The following is a 22,546-nucleotide window of genomic DNA, read 5'->3' on the forward strand; positions in this document are numbered from 1 at the left end:
TCAAGTGATGTGATCGCTGGGCCCGTTTCGGCGCCCTAATGCAAACAGGCCGACATTTCGTCGGCCCGTTCATTTGACGCATTTCCCGGTGCACGAATTCGTCGGGATGCGCCCAGCGAGCGGGACCTACTGCGCGCGGAGCGTCTTCGCGGCGGCGACCATGTTTTGCAGCGCCGGAATGACTTCCGCCCACTGACGCGTCTTCAGTCCGCAGTCGGGGTTGACCCACAGACGTTGCGCCGGAATGCGCTCGGCGGCCTTCTTCATGAGCGAGACCATGTGGTCCTGCGTCGGGATGTTGGGCGAGTGAATGTCGTACACACCCGGTCCGATCTCGTTCGGGTACTGGAACGAGTCGAACGCGTCGAGCAGTTCCATATCCGAACGAGAGGTCTCGATGGTGATCACGTCGGCATCCATCTCGGCGATGGCCGCGATGATGTCGTTGAACTCCGAATAGCACATGTGCGTATGGATCTGCGTGTCGTCCTGCACGCCGTTCGCCGCGATGCGGAACGACTCGACCGCCCAGTGCAGATAGGTCGCCCATTGCGAACGGCGCAGCGGCAGGCCCTCGCGCAGCGCCGCTTCGTCGATCTGGATCACGCGCACACCGGCGCGCTCCAGATCCAGCACTTCCTCGCGGATCGCGAGTGCGAGCTGGAAGCATGAGACCGAGCGCGGCTGATCGTCGCGCACGAACGACCAGTTCAGGATCGTGACCGGGCCCGTCAGCATGCCCTTCATCGGCTTGCTGGTCAGGGATTGCGCGTACTTGATCCACTCGACCGTCATGGCCTTCGGACGGCTGATGTCGCCGAACATGATCGGCGGCTTCACGCAGCGCGAGCCGTACGACTGCACCCAGCCGAACTGGCTGAACGCGTAGCCTTCGAGTTGCTCACCGAAGTACTCGACCATGTCGTTACGTTCGGCTTCGCCGTGCACCAGCACATCCAGCCCGAGTGCTTCCTGCTCACGTACGCTGCGCTCGATTTCCTTTTTCATCGCAGCCACGTAACCCGCCTGATCCAGCTCGCCTGCTTTGTACTGGCTGCGGGCGTTGCGGATCTCAGTGGTTTGCGGGAACGAGCCGATGGTCGTGGTCGGGTAGAGCGGCAGGTTCAGTCGCGCGGCCTGCTTCGGTGCCCGCTCGGCGTACGGACGCTTGCGACGCCCCAAGGCGGCTTCGATCCGTTCGACCGCCGCCTTGACGGCCGGGTTGTGTACGCGCGGCGACGCACGGCGGCTCGCGATGGCGGCGGCATTGGCGCGCAACTCGGCGGCCACAGTGTCGCGCCCTTCATTGATGGCACGGGCCAGCACCGTCACTTCAGCGAGCTTCTGTTTGGCGAAGGCGAGCCACGACCGGATCTCGGCATCGAGCTTCTGTTCGCTGTCCAGATCGACCGGCACGTGCAGCAGCGAGCACGACGGCGCGATCCATAGACGCTCCCCCAGTCGTTTCGCCACCGGCTCCAGCCAGTCCAGCACGGCCGCCAGATCCGATTTCCAGATGTTGCGACCGTTGACCACGCCCACCGAGACGACCTTGTCCGTCGGCAGCGCAGCGATGACCTCGGCGACTTCACGTTGCGCATTCACCGCGTCGATGTGCAGACCGTCGACCGGCAGGCGGCACGCCAGCGGCAGGTTCTCTTGCAGTTCACCGAAGTACGTGGCGAGCAGACGTTTGACCGGCACGGCGGCCAACGCGGCGTAGGCGGTTTCGAAGGCTGTCCGCCATTGCGCATTCAGTTCGGTGACGAGAATCGGCTCGTCGATCTGCACCCATTCCACGCCTCGTGCGGCGAGCGTCGCCAGCAGCTTTACGTAGACCGGCAACAGGCGTGGCAGCAGCGCCAGCTTGTCGCTGTCGTCTTTCGACTTGCCTAGCCACAGGTACGTGACGGGGCCGACGATGACCGGCTTGGCCTTGACTCCGGCGGCGCGTGCTTCGGCGAGTTGCTCGACGAGACGCGACGCGTCCAGCGTGAAGGTCGTGTCCGCGGCGAACTCGGGGACGATGTAGTGGTAGTTCGTATCGAACCACTTCGTCATCTCGCCTGCGGCGACACCGCCGCAGCAGTCCGCGTGTTCTGCGGCGCTCTGGGCCGAGCGACCACGGGCCACGCGGAAATAGTTGTCCAGGACGTCGCCGTGAAAGCCTTGCACGCGCTTGGGCAGATTGCCCAGCGTGAAGCTCATGTCCAGCACCTGATCGTAGAACGCAAAGTCGCCGACCGGAGCCAGATCCAGCGCCACCTGATCCTGCCAATGACGCAGACGCAGTGAAGCACCGAGCGCCTTCAGTTCGTCGCGCGACGATTGACCCTTCCAGTACGCTTCCTGACCGAACTTCAGCTCACGCTTCGCGCCAACGCGCGGGAATCCCAGATTGTGTGTCTTTGCCATGTTCTCTATCGACCCTTGTCACTGGAGGAATTGAAACGGTGACATCGATCATAGAGACTTCAATTCATGAATGAAAATGGTCTTATTTTTAAGTAACGTTAATTTTATTCATGATGAAAGGGGTAGCGAGCGTGCGCGAAACATCCTGCAGCACCTCGATGAGCGCGAGGGTTGCGGCACTCGGCGCGTGCCCGTGGAGGACACCGACGGTCGGCGCGACGTGAGAGAACGGCAACCCGAAGTCGTGAAGTGCCGGGGCGAGTGGCGAGCGCGCCACGCCCAGCGTCGATGCGAGGAAGAGGCACGGCATGGCCTGCGCTGCGCTCGCATTGGTCATGAGCGTGACCGATTCCATGATTACGCGCGGCAGCGGCAGGCCTTGATGGGCGAACTCGGTATCGATGGCCCGACGCATGGGAGTGCCGGGCGGCGGAACGATCCACGGATAGCGTGCGACGTCGGGCCAGCCGGGCGACGGGTGCAATGCCAGCGGGTGGTTTCGTGCGCCGAACACCCGCACATCGTCTTCATATAGCGGCACGGTGCCGAAGCCCGCGTTCATGGCGGTTTCGTCCAGTCGGCAGACGAGCAGATCGATTTCGTGCCAGCGCGCGCGGGGTAGCAGCCGGTCGAGCGTGTCTTCGAACAGATTGATGCGAAGCGCAGGCCCAGTGTGTTCCAACCGCGCGAGCGTTTGTGGCATGAGCACGCTCGCCATGCCCGGCAGGATGCCGACGTTGACCGGCTGCGCAAGTCCGTCGCGCAACGCCTGCATCGCGGGCGCAACGCCGGCCAGATCCGTCAGCATGCGCTCGGCGCGTTCGAGCAGGGCGTCGCCGTACGGGGTCGGGGTCACGCGCCGGGTCGTGCGCTCGAACAACGACACGCCCAGCGCGTCCTCGATCTCGCGCAACCACTTCGACAATGCGGGTTGGGTAATCGCGGCAGCTTCCGCCGTGCGGGCGAAACTGCGCGTGCGGCCCAGCCAGCGCAGCGTCTCGAGATCGCGGATCCGGAGTTTGCGCAGGACGGCCGGAATCTGGCGGGCGAGCTGCGACGCAGGCAAAGGATCTCGGTCCGTTCGGGGGTCTTCGGTCATGTCGGCGGGGTAATGCATCGATGCGTTGCCGATACGTTACCGCACTATTGATGTCCTCCGGGTAATGAATGTGGCGTGACTTTTCATCGATCTGTTCAGAATTCAACCGAATAATGAGACTCCCATCCGGTAGCTGGCGCACGACACGACGCTGGCACCCCATCAGGAGCGAGACGCATGACGACACGAAAACCTTCATCCTCCACGACCACCGACGACGCGACACCGACCGACACCGCGTCCGCAACACAGCCGGACACGCCCAGCCGCAAGGCGCGACGCGACTTTCTGAAGCAGGCCGGTGTTGCGATGGCATCGGCCGGGCTGGTGCCGTCGGCCATGTCGGCCACCGGAGCGGCATCGCCGACCCGGCACGCGGCCGACGATGGCTACATCATGCCGACGGAGGCCCCGGCCGTCGCGCCCAAGGGCTACAACATCCTGTTCATCCTCACGGATCAGGAGCGGCATTTCGACAAGTGGCCGTTTCCGGTGCCGGGCCGCGAACGGTTGCGTCGCGAAGGTGTGACGTTTATGAACCACCAGATTGCCGCGTGCGTGTGTTCGCCGTCGCGCTCGGTCGTCTACACCGGCCAGCACATTCAGCACACGCGCGTATTCGACAACTGCGGCATTCCGTGGCAGCCGGATATGTCGACCGATATCCGCACGATCGGACACATGATGCGCGACGCAGGGTATTACGCGGCGTATCTCGGCAAGTGGCATCTGAGCGGCAAACTGCATCACAACCACACGCCCTACGACACGCCGACGGCGGAGTACAACGCGTTGATCCGGTCGTACGGCTTCGACGACTACTTCGGCGTGGGCGATCTGATCGGGCGCGTGCGCGGGGGCTATACCTACGACGGATTGACGACGTCGTCCGCCGTGTCGTGGTTGCGCGGACGCGGCGCACAACTGGCGAGCGAACAGAAGCCGTGGTTCATGGCAGTGAATCTCGTCAACCCGCACGACGCGATGTTCCTGAACACCGATCCGGCGGGCGTCGACACGCAAAACGCCAGCAAGCCGACGCTGGGCAACGCCCGTCCGCCGAAGGACAGTCTGTACGACAAGCACTGGGACGTCCCGCTCGCAGCCACGCGAAAGCAGGCCTACGACGCCCCCGGTCGACCCGCTGCGCACGGCGTCTACAACGCGGCCGAGGGCGTGCTGGTCGGGGACTATCCGCTCGACGACGCGCGTCTTCAGGTCTATCAGGACTATTACTTCAACTGCATCCGCGACTGCGACACCCATGTCGTGACGCTGCTCGATACGCTGCGCGAATTGGGCATCGACAAGAACACCATCGTCGTGATGAGTGCCGATCATGGAGATCACGTCGGTGCGCACAAGCTGGTAGGGAAGGGGCCGACGACCTATCGCGAGCAGAATCACGTACCGCTCGTGATCCGTCATCCGGCATATCCGGGCGGTAAGCAATGCGCCGCACTCAGCTCGCATGTGGATATCACGCCGACGTTGCTCGGGTTGACGGGGCTGGACGCCGACAACGTGGCCCGCATTGCTGGCAAGGCTGCTCATGGGCATGACCTCACACCGCTGCTGCGCCGCCCTGAGCGGCAGGCGGTCGATGTGCTGCGTCCGGCCACGCTGTTCAACTACGCCATGCTGCTGTTCTACGACAGCGAGTGGCTGGCGCAGGAATATGCGACGTTGCGTCAGAAGGGCGTGCCGGTCGACGAGATCCATCGACGGGTGATCGCCCGTCAGCCGGACTTCCGGCATCGCGGCATGATTCGCGGTGTGTTCGACGGTCGCTATCGCTTCTCGCGCTACTTTTCGCCGAAAGGGTTCAACCGGCCGACATCGCTGGAGACGCTGTTCGCCAGTAATGACGTCGAACTCTACGATCTGCACGCCGATCCGACGGAGTCGCACAATCTGGCGCTCGACGCCCATAGCAACGGGGCTTTGCTGATGGCGATGAACACGCTGCTCAACGATCGTCTGGACGCGGAAGTGGGCGAAGATCGCGCCGACATCCTGCCGATCCGCGACGGGCGCGTGCATTTCACGTTCGAAACGCAGGTCGGCTGATTCAATTGCACGTTGATCCGACGGCACGGCGGCGACGCCGTTGCCGTTGGCGTGCCGGATGACATCGGTGGTACGCTCTTGCGACCTCGCGCGCGCGAGCCGAGGCTATTCCTGTATGGATCTGCCGCCTCCGTCATTCGCTATTGCCAACGCCATGAAGAAACGTGAATTCCTTGCCGGTGCCGTGGCACTGGGCGCATCGGTGCCTGCTTTTGCCAAGCCCGGCGCTGCGGGCACCTCCGCCACTTCCGTCACCACTGCACCGGCGTCGACACCGCTCGTCACGCTCAGCGGCGCGATTGCGCGTCACAACCGGGGGCCGGTCGACCCGGCGCTCGACCAGCTGTTTCACAAGCAACTCGTGCAATTCGACGCGGCGTATGCGCTCGACTTCGCCATGCTCACGCGCATGCCAGCGCAGACGATTCGCCCCACGCTGGAGTACGACGCCAAGCCGCACACGTTGCGCGGTCCGCGTCTGGCGGATGTGCTGGTGCAGGCGGGGGCACCGTCGAATCCGCTCACGCAGGTGTTGCTGCGCGCCATCGACGGCTACGTGGTGGCGACCACGATCGGGCAGGTGCGGGAGTACGGCTTCCTGCTCGCCACGCATATCGACGACAAGCCGCTCGCGCTGGGCGGTCTCGGGCCGCTGTGGGCCGTGTACGACCCGGCCGCGATTCCGGCGCTGGCGGGCAAACCGCTCAAAGAGCAGTTCACCCTGTGTCCGTGGGGCGTGTATCACATTCAGATCAACGCCGTTTCCTGACGCGCCCGATCCTGTCTCAGTACGACGTTGGGCGCCCTGGCGTCGACGTCGCGCGCGGCGGAGGAACGATCGCCTGATACGGGTTCAGGCGCCCGGGCAGCTTGACCGGATCGAGTTCGTCGACGTCCTCGTGCAGGATGCGACGGATCTCCAGAATCGCCTGTGGCGTTTCCTGCACGCTATGTCCTGAGACGATGACGCGCTCGGACTGCGCGCCCGCGAGATGCGCGCTCGTGTACGGCACCACACCATCGTTCGAGGCCTCCAGCGGCCCCTTGGCATCGCGCCGCGCGATGATCGAGTGGTATTGCACGGACGGCGAGATCTTCAGTCCGGCCGCAGCCATCACGTAGGGATCGTCGTCACGCAACTGATCGACGCTGTTCGGCACGTAGCGTGTTTTGCCCTCCGACGGACTGTCTTCGGACCCGGTCGCGTAGTGCAGCACGTCGTCGATCCCCGAGAGCAGCGTGACCGGCAGCTTGATCAGGTTCGAGACCCAGCGTCCGATGCGGTTACGCGCAAACGGCGTGCCCCGGTGTGGCGCGGCGATGAAGATGGCGCGCTCGAACTGTGGCACCGGCTTGAAGCTGAAAAGCGGATTGAGCCGGTCGCGGGCACGGTCGATCTGGTCTTCGTCCAGATGGTACTCGTGCTGGAAAGTGTCCCAGAGCTGATCGTCCGAGCTGGACACCATCAGGCGTGCAATCACGCCGCCCATGCTGTGTCCGATGACGACCGCTTCGTGCGACGCGGCCGACTGACCGTCCGGGTCGAAGTGCTTGAGCGTCGTCTCGAACGCGTTGCGAATGGCCATCGCGTTCACGAGAATCGGCGCGTTGGTCGGGTAATACACCTGCCAGACCTGGAAGTGCTCGCGCAGCGTCGCATCGCCCTGAATTTCGTTGGCGAGATTCACCCACGCCTCCGGGCTGCTGGCCAGCCCGTGCAGCATCAGAATGACGCGGCGTCCCGGATCGAAAGGCTGCATCAGGTAGATGTGGGGACGCACGATGCCTCGGTCGCGTCCGAACAGCGTGCGCAGCGACTGCTCGGCAAAGCCCGAGCGCGCGAGCCACAGTCCGTAACCGGCCGTGAAGTTGCCCGCCAGCGGCACCGTCTGGTGATTCAGTTCGACGGACGTCTGCCGGTACGGGTCGTAGACCACCAGCGTGGCGACCTTCGTCGTGAGGACCTGTTCGAGTGTGGTGCCGTCAAAGCGCAACAGAAGCGTGAGCGACGGCGAGGGCATCTCGCTGAACACTGGCCCGGCGTTGGGGTCGGTGGCGCGCCGGAAGTCGCGTGAGGCGCGGCTTTCCCGTGGGTTGGGCGTCGTGTCGCGGTAGTCCGGACCGGTTGCGGCGTCGCCCCGGGGCATCGGATTCTGTCCGGCGGCGGCGAGCGCCTCGGCGGCGGACTTCTCATCGAGCACGGCCACCAGCTCAGCGCCGAAACCGTCGCGTCGATACGGGCTGCGCAGCCCGGCGAACGACAGCGTGGACGCGGGCAAGACTTCGCGCGGCTGGATGTGGTTATCGGCGAATCGCACGCTGCTGGCGTCAACCGGCAGGAGCCATCCCGCTATTTTGTCGCTGCCCGTTTGCTGCACGCGACGGAACAACGCGACCGAGAAGTTCTGCACCGCGTAGTTGTAATAGTCGCGGACCTGCGTCTGACGGTCTTCGAAGGCCCGTTCGCTCGACGGACGGTCGCCGTAGAAAAGGTACGCGTACGCGTAGCGTGCGGAGCGCAGCCACAGATCGAACTGTGCGTCGTTCCATTGCCGCTCGCCCGTGGGGGTTTGCGCGATGGCGAGCTGCATCGACATTTCGGCCATGGCGGCGAGTCGTCGGTCGACGTCGATTTCCTTGGCGCGGCCCAACGCGTCGATACAGTCGAGCGACGATTTGGCGCAAAGGGTGTCGTCGAGCCCTGCGACGCGAACGGTTTCATCGGTCGAGGCGCTGAGCTTGCCGGTCGACAGAATGTCGCCGCGCTTCATGGCGATGTACTGCTCGGGGCCGAGCGAGCGGACTTCCACCATTGCGCACCCGGACAGGGCCGCCAGCCATACGGCAGCCATCAGCAGACCTGCACGCCGCAGCGTGAGCGCCTTGCCAGATGCGTGCAACGAGATCATGGCGTCACCTTCGGATCGTCGCCCGGCACGCCCTGACGGATGAGGGTCGAGAACTCGGGCGAGTCGCCTGCGGCCAGTGCCCGGGCAACGAAATTGCCCCGGTCGTACAGTTGCGCGTAGGTGAAGCCCGGTGTCAGACCGCCCTGATCGTAGGCGTACTCGGCGAAGTACCCCGACAGCAGCAACCGGTAGTCGAGCGGCAATCCCGGCGCGATGAGGCGGGCGATCTCGAAGACGATGGTCGTGCAGTTGCTCGTGAGCGTGTTGTACCAGGCGGGCGTATCGTGCAGTTCGCGCGCGCGGGCGAGGTAGCCGATGAACACTTCTCGCAGTTGTTTGGGCGGGATGTTGAGTCGATACAGGTAGGTCGTCTCACCGCGCACGTTGCTGCGAACCCGCAGAATGTCGCGCTCGTCGGCGGCCACCAGCGTGGCTTCGAAGTCTTTGAAGAACCCGCCGATGGCCGAGAACTTCTGGCCCTGCTTCTTGCGAATCTCGATGGAAAAGACCACGCGGCGACCATCCGAGAAGCCGAACGACACCAGGGTGTGAGCAATCGCCGGACCCATCCAGTACGACAGGACGAGATCGGCACTCTCGAGCTTGTCGAGATCGTACTCGCGGGTTTCCCAGCGCGGCGTGAAGTCGGTTTCCGTGCGCCATTCGAAGTTGCGCACGTTGTGCAGCGTGACGTGTTCGCCGTCGATTCGGGAATCGAGCAATTGCGCGACGTCGGCCGCCCAGAGGCGGTCGTTGGATGCGCGGATCGTCTGCCACCAGCCGACGAGCAGCACTAATGCAATCAGAAAGGCGAGCGGCCAGCCCCGCAGTGGCATACCGGCGCGCACGCGCAAGAGCGCAACGATCGCGACGACCCCGAGCAGCACCCACACGGCGATCGCGAGGTAGCGCACGGGCGCCGGGCCCGGGCAACGGTAGGCGAGGGCCATCGCCCCCCAGGCGCACGCGCCCAGCACGAGCAGGGCGAGGAACGAGCGCAGCACGTAGACGTACCACGCGATGTGATGGCTGGCGAGCGCATCGCCAGCATGGGATTGCAGTTGCACCATGTTTCGCAGAGTTCAATCCGGTTCAGCGCCGAAGAATACCAGCAGACCGGCGTCTGGCGCCTACAACCCTGCACCGGATCGTCATTTGCCGTTGCGGCGGCGCGCTACAATGCCCCGCAATCCGTGCGTCTTCGACGCGGATTTTGCGTATTCACTTCACGAATTGGAGACGTTATGAGGTTGGCATGCTGAGGCATCCTAAAGGGGACTTTCTCGTTCGTTGGAGCGCCTGGCTGTTGGTGACGCTCGGGGCCGTCGGTCTCGCCGCATGCACGACGCGCCCGTTTCAGCCCTCGCCACCGCTCTACAAACTCTGGGCAAAGCGAGGCGTCGACGAGCAGGGCGTGCGCAACGCCATGCTGGCATGCGGCTTCCCCAATTCGGCATACGTCGACCGCAAGGACATGACGCTCAACGACTTCGCCAAGGGCGAGTTGTGCATGATCGACCACGGATTCCAGTATCAGGATCGGCGAATCATTTGCACCGACTTCCCGGACTTACCCGCGTGCGCCAACGTGCCGCGAGGCAAGACGTTCGGCTCGGACCCGGACTTTGGTCCGGCCGCGAATAAGCCCCGCTAGGTCAGCGAGCCGAGGCTGGGACCTTCGCTTCTGTTGCCTCGGTTGCCCCGTTCGTCTGCGCGGGGCGGGGGCCGGTGTCCTGCGCGAGGGCTTCGTTCGACCAGCCTCCGCCGAGATCGCCGATGAGCGACGTGGCCGCCAGCAAGCGCGACTCCTGCACCGTCAGGGCGTTCTGTCGCGTATTGAGCTGCGTCGTTTGCGCAGTGACGACCGTCGTGTAATCCACCGTTCCGGCCTGATATTCGTTCATGGCAATGCGTGCACCATCGGTCGAATCGCGCACGGCGGCGTCCAGCGCCTGCGCCTGCTGCTCCAGAATTCGCAGCGACGACAGATCGTTCTCCACGCCCTGCAACGCCGTGAGCACCGTGCCGCGATAGTTGGCGACGGCGGCGTCGTAGGCGGCACGGGTGGCATCCACTTTGGCGCTGCGTGCGCCGCCGTCGAAGATCGTCTCCGATGCACTCGCGCCGAGGGACCACACGTAGTTGGCGATCTTGAAGAGTCCCGCAACCGGTGCGGCGGAAAAGCCGTCCGTGAGCGAGAGCGTGATGTTCGGGTAGTAAGCTGCGATGGCCACGCCAATGGCGGCATTCTCGGCGGCCATCTGCCGCTCCGCCACGGCAATGTCCGGACGCCGTTGCAGCAGCGTCGACGGCAATCCGATCGGCACGTCCGGCAATGTCGGGAGCGCCGTGCTGTGCGGGATCGTCAGCGATTCCGGGTTGCGCCCGACCAGCACGGCAATGGCGTGCGCGTACTGGGCGCGCGACACGCCCAGCGCGATCAGGCTGGCCCGGGCGTTTTCCAACTGGGTGCGCGCCGTGATGACGTCCGATGGCGGCGCCGTCCCGGCACGATCCTGATCGGCCACCACGCGCAGGTATTCGGTATAGGCGGCGACGGTTTGCGTCAGCAGGTCGATATTGGCGTCGGTAATGCGTAAGTCGATGATGGCGTTGGCCAATGCGATCTGTTCGGACAGCGTCGCGTTCGCCAACGTTGCCTGACTGGCCTGCGCCGTCGCGCTGCTTTGTTCGACGGTTCGCCGCACCTGCCCCCAGATGTCCGGTGCCCAACTGACGCTGCCTTCAGCCGACGCCGAGTTCACGATGTTCGCACCACTGCGCGACGCGAGCGCCGCAGTGGTGCTCGCGCCGCCGCTGCTGCCGCGCGAGCGGCTGGCCGAGCCGTCGATGCCGAGCGTCGGGAACAGGCCTGCGCGTGCCTGACGCACCTCCGCGAGCGCCTGCTGATAATTGGCGTAGCTCTGGCGCACCGTCTGGTTCGACACCATTACCTGAGGCTCCAGCTCGTCGAGCAGCGGGTCGTGGAATGCCTTCCACCATTCCCCTTTGGGGCCTTCGGCGTCCGGGCGTGCCTGTGTCCAGCCGTCCAGCTCCGTGAAATGGGTGGGCATGTCGACGAGGGGGCGCTGATAGTCGGGGCCGACGGCGCAGCCACCCAGCAAGACAAGACTAGCGAGGCAGGCGAGCGTGAGCCGATGCATCGGACGTGGGGACATTCGGCGAGTGTTTCTGATGAGCGTCATGATCGAACCTCCGGGCCGGAATCGCGATGCCAGGGAAGGCGCGTGGACCAGCGCGCCAGCCGGGCGCGCAGGCGGTCGAGATACAGATAGATGACCGGGGTGGTGTATAGCGTGAAGACCTGACTGAGCAGCAGGCCGCCCATCACCGTCACGCCGAGGGGCTGGCGCAACGACGCCCCCTGACCGAGGGCGATGGCGAGCGGCACCGCGCCGAGCACGGCGGCGAACGTCGTCATCATGATCGGGCGCAGACGCACGACGGCCGCCTCGTGAATCGCCTGCTTGGCGGGCATGTTCTGGTTGCGCTGCAACTGGATCGCCACGTCGACCATCATGATGCCGTTCTTCTTCACGATGCCGATCAGCAGAATCATCCCGATCAGCGCGATGACGGAAAACGGCGTGCCGAAGATGAGCAGAGCGAGCGTCGCACCAATGCCTGCCGAAGGTAGCGTCGAGAGGATGGTGAGCGGATGGATCGTGTTCTCGTAGAGCACGCCGAGCACGATGTAGACGACGCCGAGCGCCGCAAGGATCAGCAGCGGAACCGTGCCGACCGATTGCGAGAACGCCTGCGCTGCGCCCGCAAACGCGCCGTGCACGGACGCGGGCATGCCGATCGCCCGTGCGGCGTCGTCGATAGCGACCTGCGCTTCACTCAAAGACCCGCCCGCCGGAAGGTTGAACGAGATCGTGGCCGCCACCATGCCACCCTGATGGTTGACCTGCGTGGCAGTGTGACGTGCCGAGAAGCTGGCGAGCGCGCTCAGCGGCACCATGGTTTCCGAGGCGGTGCTGTCCGCGCTGCCACTCGAATTCCCGCCCCGGCTGTTCGAGATGGCGTTGTTCTGCTGGTTGGCCACGGCGTTCGCGTTTAGGGCGTTTGTGCCTGATGCGACCGCCTTCACGGTCGTGCCACTCACCGTCTTGCCCGACATCTGCGTCTGCCCGGTGCCGCTCGCGTTACCGGCGGCCGTACTCAGATAGATCTGATTGAGCGACGTGGGGTACTGCCAATACTGCGGGGCGACTTCCATCACCACGAAGTACTGATTGATCGGGTTGTAGATCGTAGAGACGGTGCGTTGCCCGAAGGCGTCGTACAGGACGTTATCGATCTGGTTCGGTTGCAGGTTGAACCGCGAAGCCATCTGGCGATGGATGTCGACATACATCTGCAAACCGTTCTGCTGGAGATCGGTATTCACGTCGAGCACCGCCTGGCGGTGTTTGCCAAGTTCGGTGACCAGCTTGGGCACCCATTTGTAGAGCGCCTGCGCGTCGTCGCTCGTCAATGTGTACTGATACTCGGCGGCCGACTGGCGTCCACCGACGCGCAAGTCCTGCTGGGCCTGAAGGAATAGCCGTGCGCCCGATACGGCATTAAGTTTGGGACGCAGGCGGTTGACTACGGCGTCCGCCGTCAGATGGCGTTCCGCCAACGGCTTCAACTGGACGAAGACGGTCGCCGAGTTGAGTGAGCGTCCGCCGGTGAAGCCCGCGACCGAGGCGACCGCAGGATCCGTCTGCACAATGGTTTGCAGTTGTTCCAGCTTCTTGCGCATGGCCGGGAACGAGATGCTCTGATCCGCCATGATCTGACCGATCAGAATGCCGGTGTCCTGCTCGGGAAAGAATGTCGCGGGTAGCAACCGGAAAAGGAACAGATTGCCGACGAGCAGGCCCAGCATCACCAGACCGACAAGCCCGGCATGGTCGAGTACAGCGGCGAGGGAGCGGGCATAGGCATCGCGGAACCGGTCGAACTGACGGCCGATCCACTGCGACCAGCGGGCTTCGGATGTGGCCGATTCCCGCGTGAGCACATAGGCGCACAACGTCGGCGTGACGGTGAGCGAGATCACCATCGAGATCAGAATGGCGATGGATAGCGTGACCGCGAACTCATGGAACAGCAGGCCGACAATGCCAGGCATGAGCAGGATCGGCAGGAAGACGGCGATCAGCGACAGACTCATCGACAGTACGGTGAAGCCGACTTCGCCTGCGCCAAGCAGGGCGGCTTCCTTCGGCGGCACGCCCAGTTCCAGATGGCGCACGATGTTCTCCATCACAACCACGGCGTCGTCCACGACGAAGCCTGTGCCAATGGTGAGCGCCATGAGCGACAGGTTGTCGAGGCTGTAACCCAGCAGGTACATCGGGCCGAACGTGCCGATGATGGAGAGCGGCAGCACCACTGCGGGGATCAGCGTCGAGTTGGCCGAGCGCAGGAAGACGAACACCACGCCGATGACCAGCAGCACCGCGAGAATCAGGGTGCGTTCGGTGTCCTTGAGCGACGCTTCGACTGACACGGAACGGTCCAGCGCCACGCCCACCTTGATGTCATGCGGCAGCGTGGCTTCGACGAGCGGCAGGATCTGGCGGATTTGGGTGACGGTCTTGACCACATTGCTGCCGGGCGACGGGTAGACGATGACCAGCACAGCGGGCTTGTTGTTGAACAGCCCGGCGTTGCGGATGTTCTCGTTGCTGTCGCGCACGAGCGCGACGTCGTGCAGCAACACGGGCGCGCCGTTGCGATACGCGACGACCAGGTCCTTGTAGCCGTCGGCCTTGCTGATCTGATCGTTCGAGGTGACTTCGAAACGCTGGTCGCCCTGATCCAGATGGCCCTTGGCGCTGTTGGCGTTGGCCGCAGAGAGGGCGGCCCGAACGTCTTCCAGTCCGATCCCGTAGCTATTGAGCTTGCCGGGCTCCAGCTCGACACGCACCGAGGGCAGCGCGCCGCCGCCGACCGTGATCTGGCCCACGCCATCGACCTGCGACAACTGCTGCAGGATGATCGAGTCGGCCGAATCGTAGAGTTGCGCCGTGGTGAGCGTGGCGGACGTCAGTGCGATCACCATCACCGGCGTATCGGCCGGGTTGAACTTGCGATAGCTCGGGTTGCTGCGCAGCGTGCTCGGCAGGTCGGCCCGCGCGGCCTGAATGGCGGCTTCGACGTCGCGCGCCGCGCCTTCGATATCCCGCTTCAGGCCGAAGACGACAGGAATCGAGACGGAGCCGACGGTGCTCGTCGACGTGAGTTCGGTGACGTCGGCGATCACCCCCAGCCGCCGTTCCAGCGGCGCGGCGACCGTCGCCGCCATCACCTCGGGACTCGCCCCCGCCATGCTCGCTTGCACCGCAATCACCGGGAAGGCGATGTTGGGCAAGGGCGCGACCGGCAGGCGCAGATAGGCGAGCAGTCCCGAAATCAGCACGGCGACCGCTAAGAGGGTGGTCGCAACGGGCCGTTTGATGAAGAGCGCCGAGAGGTTCACGGCGCACCTCCTGGTTCATCGTCCGGCGGTGTTCTCATATGGCCGGCGTGCGCACGGCGTTCGCGTCGCGCGGCACGGCGCTCACGGACCCGGGCAGCAAGGCGATCGAAGTACAGATAAATGACAGGCGTGGTGAACAGCGTGAGCAACTGGCTCATCGCCAGACCGCCGATGATCGCCAGCCCCAGCGGTCGCCGCAACTCCGACCCTGTCCCGGAGCCGAGCAGCATCGGCAATGCACCGAGCATGGCGGCCAGCGTCGTCATCAGAATCGGCCGGAAACGCAGCAGCGACGCCTCGAAGATGGCCTCGCGCGGCGGCTTGTTATGCGTGCGTTCGGCGTCCAGCGCGAAGTCCACCATCATGATGGCGTTCTTCTTGACGATTCCGATCAGCAGCACGATGCCGATGATGCCGATCACATCGAGATCGCTGCCCGTGAGCATCAGCGCAAGCAGCGCGCCGATCCCTGCCGACGGCAGCGTCGACAGAATGGTGACCGGATGGATGAAGCTCTCGTAGAGCACGCCGAGCACGATGTAGACGGCGACCAGTGCGGCCACGAGCAGGTAGACCTCGCTGGAGAGCGAATCTTCGAACGCCTGCGCCGCGCCCTGGAACGACGAGGCAATCGAGGGTGGCAGATGAACGGCCTGCTCGGCGTTGCGAATTTCCTTGACGGCGCTCGACAGCGAGGCGTCTGGTGCGAGATTGAACGACACCGTGACCGCCGGGAATTGCTGGAGGTGGCTGATCGCGAGCGGCGTTCGAACGACCTTGAGCGACGCGATGGCCGAGAGCGGCACCTGTCCGCTCGAACTCGTCTGGCTCGGCAGATAGATCGTGCCGAGCGACTGGATCGAGTTGAGCGATTCGGGCTTTGCCACGAGGATCACGCGGTACTGCGCCGACTGCTCGAAGATCGTCGACACAATGCGCTGGCCGAGGGCGTCGTACAGCGCATTGTCGATGGTCGCAGGCGTAATGCCGTAGCGCGCCGCCAACTGACGGTTGACTTCCACCTGAATCGACAGGCCGCTCGTATCGAGGTCGCTGGCCACGTCCGTGATCGACGAGATCTGTTTCATCCGGGCGATCAGCGGCGGGACATATTTCGCGAGCGTCGCCTGATCGGGGCCGCGCATCACGAACTTGTATTGGTTAGGCGAGACGGTGGTGTCGAGCGTCAGATCCTGCGCTGGCTGCACATAAAGCCGGATGCCGGGCACCTTCGCCGTGGCTTGCTGAAGCCGACGACCAATCTCGACGGCGCTATCGGAACGGTCGTCCCGTGCCTTCAGGTTGATGAGGAACCGGCCGTTGTTGAGCGTGGTGTTGATCCCGTCGATGCCGACGTAGGAGGTGATGGACGTCACGTCCGGGTCTTGCAGGACGACGTCGGCCAGCGCGGCCTGCCGCCTGACCATCGCGGCGTAGGAGACCGAGTTGTCCGCCACCGTGATGCCTTGCAGCACCCCGACGTCCTGCACGGGGAACAGGCCCTTCGGGATCACAACGTACAGCACGACGGTCAGCGCCACCGTGACGAGCGCGACCATCAGCGTCAGGAACTGATGATCGAGCACCCATTTCAGTCCACGCTCATAAGCGGCCAACGTCTTGTCGAACACTCGCTCGCTCGCGCGCTCGAAGCGACTCGGATGGCGCGCCTCCTGTGCCCGGAGAATGCGCGCGCACAACATCGGCACCACGGTGAGCGATACGATGGCCGATATCACGATGGTCACGGCGAGCGTCACGGCGAATTCGCCGAACAGGCGTCCGATCACGCCGCCCATGAACAACAGCGGAATCAGCACAGCGATCAGCGAGATCGTCAACGACATGATCGTGAAGCCGATCTGTCCCGCCCCCGCCAGCGCGGCTTCCAGCGGTGCCATGCCCGCTTCGAGATAGCGCACGACGTTCTCGATCATGACGATGGAGTCGTCGACCACGAAGCCCGTGGCGATGATGAGCGCCATGAGCGAGAGATTGTCGATCGAGTAACCCAGCTCGTACATGACCGCGAGCGTGGCGATCAGCGAGACCGGCACCGAAATGCTCGGGATGACGGTGGCCGGAACGTTGCGCAGGAAGACGAAGATCACGGCTACCACGAGCACCACGGCGAGCACGAGTTCGAACGCGGCGTCGCTGACCGACGCGCGGATCACGCCCGTGCTGTCGGACACCACGCTGACCTTCATACCGGCGGGCAGAGTGGCTTCCAGTTGCGGCAGCGCCCGCTTGATCTGATCCACGGTAGCGATGACGTTCGCGCCGGGCTGGCGTTGCACGTTCAGCACAATGGCCGGGGTCTTGTTCAGCCACGCGCCGCGCTCGACATCCTGCGCGGCCTTAGCGACGTGCGCGACGTCGCGCAGATAGACGGGGTTGCCGTTCTGATAGGCGATGACCGTGTCCAGATAGTCCTGCGGATCGGTAATCTGGTCGTTGGCGTCTAATGTGTAATCGAGCTCGGGGCCGTCGAAGTTGCCCTTCGGCTGGCTGACGTTGACGTTCGCGAGCAGCGTGCGCAGGTCGTCCAGATTCAGGCCGTACGCCGCGAGCTTTTGCGGATCGGCTTCGACGCGCACCGCAGGCACGTTGCCGCCCGCGAGCGTCACGAAGCCGACGCCTGCCACCTGCGAGATTTTCGCGGCGAGCCGGTTGTTGGCGGCGTCCTGCAATTGCGTGAGCGACAGCGTGGACGACGTGACGGCCAGCGTCATGATCGGCTGGTCTGCCGGATTGACTTTGGCGTAGGTCGGCGGTGCGGGCAGCCCGCTCGGCAGCAGGCTGTTCGCAGCGTTGATTGCCTGTTGCACGTTCTGCTGGGCGACGTCCAGATTGAGCGCCAGATCGAATTGCAGCGTGATGACGGACGAGCCTTCCGCGCTGTACGAGATCATCTGTTGCAGGCCGGGGATCTGCCCGAGCTGCACTTCGAGCGGCGCGGTGACCGTCGTCGCCATCACCGACGGACTCGCGCCCGGGTAGAACGTCTGCACCTGGATGGTCGGATAGTCGACGCTCGGCAGCGAGGACACCGGCAACACCCGCACTGCCACAAGGCCGATCAGCACGAGCGCGATCATCAGCAGCCAGGTCGCGACCGGGCGCAGGATGAAGATTCGCGAAAAGTTCATGGGCGGGCGCTCGCGCCGCTCGCCGTCGAGGGGAGGGCGATGTGGGCCCCATCGCTGAGTCGGTCCATACCGTCCGTGACCACCGTCTCGCCCGCGTTCACGCCTGCGGTGACGACGGTGTGCTTACCGTCACTCGGCCCGATCGTGACCTTGCGCAGCGACGCGGTCTTTTGCGGCGTGACCACGTAGACGAAGTCGCCCGGTGCGCCGCTCTGGACAGCGGGTGTCGGCACCAGCACGGCGTGCTGCATCGTGTCGACGAGCAGCTTCACGTTGACGAACTCCTGTGGGAACAGCACTTCGTCGTCGTTCGCAAAGCGTGCGCGCAGCGTGACCGTGCCGGTCGCCGTCGCCATCTGGTTGCTCACGGCGTAAAGCGTGCCGGTCGCGAGTTGCTCGCGGTTGTCGCTGGAATACGCGGTGACCGCCAGCGGTTCGCCGGTGCGGTAGCGTTTCATGACGGCAGGCAAGGCGTTCTGAGCGACCGTGAACTCGACCGTCGTTGGCTTGATGCTGGTAATGACGGCGATGCCCGTCGTGCTCGTTGCGGTGACGTAGTTGCCCGGGTCTACGAGGCGCAGACCGACACGCCCCGATACCGGTGCAGTGATGCGGCAGTACGTCAGATCGAGTTCGAATTGCTTGATGTTGGCAAGATCGGCTTTCACAGCGGCTTCGTCCTGCGCGACCGTGAATTGCTGGTCGACGAACGTCTGCTCGGCAATCGACTTCTGCTCGTGGAGCTGGGTGTAACGGGCCAGATCGGCCTTCGCCTGCGCGAGGGCTGCTCGGTCCTTGGCCAGTTGCGCCTGGGCCTGTTCCTTGCTGATTTCGTACTGGCGGGGGTCGATCTGGGCGAGGAACTGGCCCTGTTTGACGTCCTGCCCCTCCTGATAGCCGACCTGCGTGAGGTAGCCGCTCAACTGCGGCAATACCGTCACCGTCGCTTCGGGAGTGACTGTGCCGAGCGAGGTGATCGTGACGGGCATCTCGCCGTAAGCGACCTTGGCGACGGAAACGATTTGCGGCTGCGCGCCGCGCTTGGTCGCCGGGCGGTGCATCAGATGCCATGCGACCCATGCCACCAGCACAAGGATGACAATGCCGATCCAGAGCGCCGTGCGACGTCGCTTCGGGGGGTTCGTTTCCTGGGGTGACGCCGCTGTGTTCGACGTATTTTCCATCTTCGCCTCTCCGCCCGGCGAGCCTGCCGGGAAGCTCCCCGGACCACCGGGAAGACCACGCTTAGCAGTCTAGCTAGGGGCATGCCGGTTTTGGCGATGCGAACGGCCGCCCGACGTTACGGCGTGTTACCTGCGGCTGTTTGAAATGGGAGGGCGGCGTCGGGTCGAAAACGCCCGTGAAAGCCTGTCGGGACAGGGAAGTCGTAGCGGAAAGGTGCGAGCGAGAAGGGGCTTGGGAGGTAGGGGGACGGTCGTCGTCCCCCTGTTACATCGTGTTACTGCGGGGCTTGCCGGTAAGGGGCCGGAAGCCTTTTCACGCCGGGAAGGCGCTTCAGACCGGCTGGCGGGGCGATGTACGGCGCGGTGCGAGACGCTTGACGATGCGGCCGAAGGCACGAACTTGCTGGGCAACGACGCCCAGACCGTAGCGGCGCGAACGTCCTGCCGGGGCTGGCAACTGGTCGCGAATGCCGGTCGGCTCTAGGGTCTTTTCCCACGATGCCGTGCGGAACAGCATGTCCCACCACGGGAAGAGCACGCCGAAGTTGCAGCCATAGCGCGTGCCTTCGTGACCGTAGCCGATGGCGTGATGGCGACGATGGAACGTCGGGCTCACGATCAGGCGTTCGAGCACCGGGCCATACGGCAAGCGGGCGTTGACGTGCTGCACGCTTTGCAGGAAGTTGCCCACGGCCACCAGCACGACGTACTGCGCAGGCTGCACGCCGATGAACAGAGCGATTCCGGCGAAGAACGCGGCCTGCACGATGTCGTCGAGGAAGTGATTGCGGTCGTCCGACCACAGCGACATCTGTTGCTGGCTGTGATGCACGGCATGCAGTTCCCACCACACGCCGAAGCGATGCTGCCAGCGGTGATACCAATAGCCAGCGAAGTCGAGCACCGTCAGATACAGCAGGAATGAGACGATGGGCTGGTCGGTCACGCCGGGCACCAGGCCGTCCAGATCGACGCTGGGCAGCCCGCGAATCACCATCTGGCTCTGCAAGTCGTTAAAGAACGGCTGCAACACCACGAAGAACAGCAGATTCAGAATGCCCAGCTTGGCGATCCACGTGTAGATGACGTCCGCCCGTACCTGCTTACGATCTTGCCACTGCTCGATCGGACGCAGCGCTTCTAGCGGGCGCAACAGCACGTACGTCAGGCCGACCTGCAATACGCCGATGATCACGAGATAAAGGGCGTCGTAGATATCGTCGTCGTAACCCATCAGATTGAAGTGGAACAGCAGCGGCTGCACCACATCGACATAGACGAGCGTCTGGACGGCGGAAATGCCGCTATCGACGAAATTGAGGGCTTCCTGAATCATCTATCGGCCTTGTCAGTCCGGATTCGGCGAGAGAACCGGGGCGCGATCGGCAAAATAGATGCCATGCGGCGAACGGTTCACAGCAATGGTGTCGACCAGCTTACGGGTCGTCAGGTCGATCACGCCAACGTGGCGGGCAAATCGGAACGTTACCCAAAGATAGCGTTTATCTGCGGACAATTCCATATCGTCCGGTCCCGGCATCAGACCGGTGAGGTCGGCCACCTTGGTCAGCGACTCGTAATCGAGAATGCTGATGGTGCTTTCCACGCGGTTGCTCACCGCAATATGACGTCCGTCGGACAACGAGCGGAAGTTGTGTGCGCCACGGCCGGTCTGGATGCGCTTGACGACCTTCTGCGCCCGCCAGTCGACCACGGCCACGTCGTCCTCGCCCGTCATGCCGACGAGCAGATACTTGTCGCCGGGCGTCATCCACAGGCCCGCCGGGGTCTTGCCGACCGGCATGCGCCATTTCACCGTTTGCGTCGCCAGATCGATGGCGGCCAGCTCGCCCGAGTCCTGAAGCGTGACGAACACCGTCTTGCTGTCGGACGAGAACGTCATGTGGCTCGGGGTCTTGGCCAGCGGAATACGTTTGGCGACCGTGACGTTTTCACCGTCGTAGTGATACAGATCGACACGATCCAGACGCAATGCCGCCGTCACGAACCACTTGTGGTCGGGCGAGAAGCCAAGCTGGTAAGGATCGTCGATGTCCGCGACCTGACGCTGGAACTTGCCGGTGTTCGGGTCGAGGAACATCAGGCTGTTCGAGACCGAATTGGCCACGATCAGCGAACGCTTGTCGGGCGTAATCATCAGGTGATGCGGCTCTTTGCCCGTGGGCATCGTGCCAATGACCTTATGTGACGCCTGATCGATGAGGGAAAGCTGCGCGGCACCCGAGTCGAGCACGATGACCGTGCCGGCGTGGGCGGACGAGAACGTCAGCGGGAGTACGGCGGCGGCTAGCAGGGAGAGCGTCGCGACGCGGGCGCGGCCGGCCAGCCGGGAAAGCTTGGAGCGCTTGGAAGAAAACACCATGAATGCGTAGGGTGTAGGGTAGGGCGAAAAACGGTGACGTTCGCCGGTAGGCTTAACGTCGATTCTCACGTTAAACGCGCCAGACACCTCGTCCGTTGACAAGAAAATGGGACGAATTCGCGATCTCGTTCGATGGCATCAGGCTGCCTGATCAGGCTTCGTCAGGCGCACCGGTCGCGGGGCCGTCCCATTGTGCCAGCAGGGCCAGCGCCTCGCGGGTCCAGTCGAGCCAGCCTTGTTCGTAGCGCACGCCGAGTCGCAGGATGTGACGTTGCAAGGCGGTTTCGCGTGTCAGCGGTGCGTCCGCCGGGAAGTCGCGCGCTTCGATGGCCTGATAGGCGGCCAGTTTTTGCGCGTGAAGCGTCGCCCGCCGCGCTAGTTCGGGCTGTAGACGCAGGGAGCCGATGGCGGCGTCGGCGCGCAATCGGACCATGAGGTCGTCGCGCAGGTCGGACGGCTCGGTCGGTGTGGCGGCCCAGTTGAGGAGTTCGTCGCGTCCGCCGTCGAGCACCCGGTAGACGCGTTTGCGCGTGCGTCCGCCGTCCGGGGCGGCCGTCGACGCGATCCAACCGGCGGTCTCCATGCGCGCCAATTCGCGATAGATCTGCTGATGCGTGGCGTGCCAGAAGAAGCCGATGGACTTGTCGAAGCGGCGGGCGAGGTCGTACCCCGAGGAGGATTTCTCCAGCAGCGAGGTCATCAGGGCGTGGGCGAGCGGCATGCCCGGTAGTCTAAGGACTCTAATCACACTATGCAACGGGTTGCATAGTCGTCGGGACGCGCTAGAATCGCCATCAAACTATGCAACCGGTTGCATAACCGGCCATATACGTGGTCA

14 protein-coding genes are annotated in these 22,546 nt (G+C 64.1%); 3 read left to right on the forward strand and 11 right to left on the reverse strand.

Annotated elements, in window-relative coordinates:
- Positions 1-126: 126 nt before the first annotated feature.
- Both metE and PCO31010_RS00590 read right to left on the reverse strand, forming a co-directional pair.
- Positions 127-2,415: a 5-methyltetrahydropteroyltriglutamate--homocysteine S-methyltransferase gene (metE, locus tag PCO31010_RS00585; protein WP_150662527.1), complete on the reverse strand. Its 2,289-nt coding sequence runs from the start codon at positions 2,413-2,415 to the stop codon at positions 127-129.
- 88 nt (positions 2,416-2,503) lie between these two features.
- A complete protein-coding gene (locus PCO31010_RS00590; RefSeq protein ID WP_174984131.1) occupies positions 2,504-3,481 on the reverse strand; it encodes a LysR family transcriptional regulator in 978 nt (325 codons plus the stop codon).
- 210 nt (positions 3,482-3,691) lie between these two features.
- Here PCO31010_RS00590 and PCO31010_RS00595 point away from each other — a divergent pair, with 210 nt between their 5' ends.
- Together PCO31010_RS00595 and PCO31010_RS00600 are read left to right on the forward strand one after the other, a co-directional pair.
- Positions 3,692-5,584: a sulfatase family protein gene (locus PCO31010_RS00595; RefSeq protein ID WP_150662529.1), complete on the forward strand. Its 1,893-nt coding sequence runs from the start codon at positions 3,692-3,694 to the stop codon at positions 5,582-5,584.
- A gap of 115 nt (positions 5,585-5,699) precedes the next feature.
- The gene (locus PCO31010_RS00600; protein ID WP_246184370.1) at positions 5,700-6,353 is read left to right on the forward strand and encodes a putative pterin-binding protein; all 654 of its coding nucleotides are present in this window, start codon (positions 5,700-5,702) and stop codon (positions 6,351-6,353) included.
- Between the two features lie 16 nt (positions 6,354-6,369).
- Here the strand turns inward: PCO31010_RS00600 and PCO31010_RS00605 are convergent, their stop codons facing one another.
- Positions 6,370-8,493: an esterase/lipase family protein gene (locus tag PCO31010_RS00605; protein ID WP_174984134.1), complete on the reverse strand. Its 2,124-nt coding sequence runs from the start codon at positions 8,491-8,493 to the stop codon at positions 6,370-6,372.
- Positions 8,490-9,563 (reverse strand): Lnb N-terminal periplasmic domain-containing protein, encoded by a 1,074-nt coding sequence (locus PCO31010_RS00610; RefSeq protein ID WP_150662530.1) that lies wholly within the window; start codon positions 9,561-9,563, stop codon positions 8,490-8,492. The genes PCO31010_RS00605 and PCO31010_RS00610 overlap by 4 nt, the downstream gene beginning before the upstream one ends.
- A 185-nt stretch (positions 9,564-9,748) precedes the next feature.
- Here PCO31010_RS00610 and PCO31010_RS00615 point away from each other — a divergent pair, with 185 nt between their 5' ends.
- A complete protein-coding gene (locus PCO31010_RS00615; RefSeq protein ID WP_174984137.1) occupies positions 9,749-10,147 on the forward strand; it encodes a hypothetical protein in 399 nt (132 codons plus the stop codon).
- A gap of 1 nt (position 10,148) precedes the next feature.
- Here the strand turns inward: PCO31010_RS00615 and PCO31010_RS00620 are convergent, their stop codons facing one another.
- The 7 genes from PCO31010_RS00620 to PCO31010_RS00650 form a co-directional block, all read right to left on the reverse strand.
- Positions 10,149-11,699 carry an efflux transporter outer membrane subunit gene (locus PCO31010_RS00620; RefSeq protein WP_150662531.1) on the reverse strand — a complete coding sequence of 517 codons (1,551 nt, stop codon included), beginning with the start codon at positions 11,697-11,699 and terminating at the stop codon, positions 10,149-10,151.
- The gene (locus tag PCO31010_RS00625; RefSeq protein WP_150662532.1) at positions 11,696-14,989 is read right to left on the reverse strand and encodes an efflux RND transporter permease subunit; all 3,294 of its coding nucleotides are present in this window, start codon (positions 14,987-14,989) and stop codon (positions 11,696-11,698) included. The genes PCO31010_RS00620 and PCO31010_RS00625 overlap by 4 nt, the downstream gene beginning before the upstream one ends.
- A complete protein-coding gene (locus PCO31010_RS00630; RefSeq protein WP_150662533.1) occupies positions 14,986-18,141 on the reverse strand; it encodes an efflux RND transporter permease subunit in 3,156 nt (1,051 codons plus the stop codon). Before PCO31010_RS00630 ends, PCO31010_RS00625 begins: the two co-directional genes overlap by 4 nt.
- The gene (locus tag PCO31010_RS00635) at positions 18,138-19,325 is read right to left on the reverse strand and encodes an efflux RND transporter periplasmic adaptor subunit (RefSeq protein ID WP_150662534.1); all 1,188 of its coding nucleotides are present in this window, start codon (positions 19,323-19,325) and stop codon (positions 18,138-18,140) included. The genes PCO31010_RS00630 and PCO31010_RS00635 overlap by 4 nt, the downstream gene beginning before the upstream one ends.
- 331 nt (positions 19,326-19,656) lie before the next feature.
- Positions 19,657-20,661, reverse strand: coding sequence for a sterol desaturase family protein (locus PCO31010_RS00640; protein WP_150662535.1), 1,005 nt, complete (start codon positions 20,659-20,661; stop codon positions 19,657-19,659).
- Positions 20,662-20,673: 12 nt separating this feature from the next.
- Entirely contained in the window at positions 20,674-21,708 is a 1,035-nt protein-coding gene (locus PCO31010_RS00645; RefSeq protein WP_150659332.1) for a YVTN family beta-propeller repeat protein, read from the reverse strand.
- Positions 21,709-21,859: 151 nt separating this feature from the next.
- The gene (locus PCO31010_RS00650) at positions 21,860-22,429 is read right to left on the reverse strand and encodes a PadR family transcriptional regulator (RefSeq protein ID WP_150662536.1); all 570 of its coding nucleotides are present in this window, start codon (positions 22,427-22,429) and stop codon (positions 21,860-21,862) included.
- Between the last annotated feature and the right edge of the window lie 117 nt (positions 22,430-22,546).

Source organism: Pandoraea commovens (assembly GCF_902459615.1).
Taxonomy (GTDB): Bacteria; Pseudomonadota; Gammaproteobacteria; order Burkholderiales; family Burkholderiaceae; genus Pandoraea; species Pandoraea commovens.

Excerpts from the sequence above, each read along its gene's own strand:
- metE (WP_150662527.1), bottom strand. The coding sequence starts at position 2,415 with ATGGCAAAGACACACAATCTGGGATTCCCGCGCGTTGGCGCGAAGCGT.
- PCO31010_RS00595 (WP_150662529.1), top strand. The coding sequence starts at position 3,692 with ATGACGACACGAAAACCTTCATCCTCCACGACCACCGACGACGCGACA.
- PCO31010_RS00600 (WP_246184370.1), top strand. The coding sequence starts at position 5,700 with ATGGATCTGCCGCCTCCGTCATTCGCTATTGCCAACGCCATGAAGAAA.
- PCO31010_RS00605 (WP_174984134.1), bottom strand. The coding sequence starts at position 8,493 with ATGATCTCGTTGCACGCATCTGGCAAGGCGCTCACGCTGCGGCGTGCA.
- PCO31010_RS00610 (WP_150662530.1), bottom strand. The coding sequence starts at position 9,563 with ATGGTGCAACTGCAATCCCATGCTGGCGATGCGCTCGCCAGCCATCAC.
- PCO31010_RS00615 (WP_174984137.1), top strand. The coding sequence starts at position 9,749 with ATGCTGAGGCATCCTAAAGGGGACTTTCTCGTTCGTTGGAGCGCCTGG.
- PCO31010_RS00620 (WP_150662531.1), bottom strand. The coding sequence starts at position 11,699 with ATGACGCTCATCAGAAACACTCGCCGAATGTCCCCACGTCCGATGCAT.
- PCO31010_RS00630 (WP_150662533.1), bottom strand. The coding sequence starts at position 18,141 with ATGAACTTTTCGCGAATCTTCATCCTGCGCCCGGTCGCGACCTGGCTG.
- PCO31010_RS00635 (WP_150662534.1), bottom strand. The coding sequence starts at position 19,325 with ATGGAAAATACGTCGAACACAGCGGCGTCACCCCAGGAAACGAACCCC.
- PCO31010_RS00640 (WP_150662535.1), bottom strand. The coding sequence starts at position 20,661 with ATGATTCAGGAAGCCCTCAATTTCGTCGATAGCGGCATTTCCGCCGTC.
- PCO31010_RS00645 (WP_150659332.1), bottom strand. The coding sequence starts at position 21,708 with ATGGTGTTTTCTTCCAAGCGCTCCAAGCTTTCCCGGCTGGCCGGCCGC.
- PCO31010_RS00650 (WP_150662536.1), bottom strand. The coding sequence starts at position 22,429 with ATGCCGCTCGCCCACGCCCTGATGACCTCGCTGCTGGAGAAATCCTCC.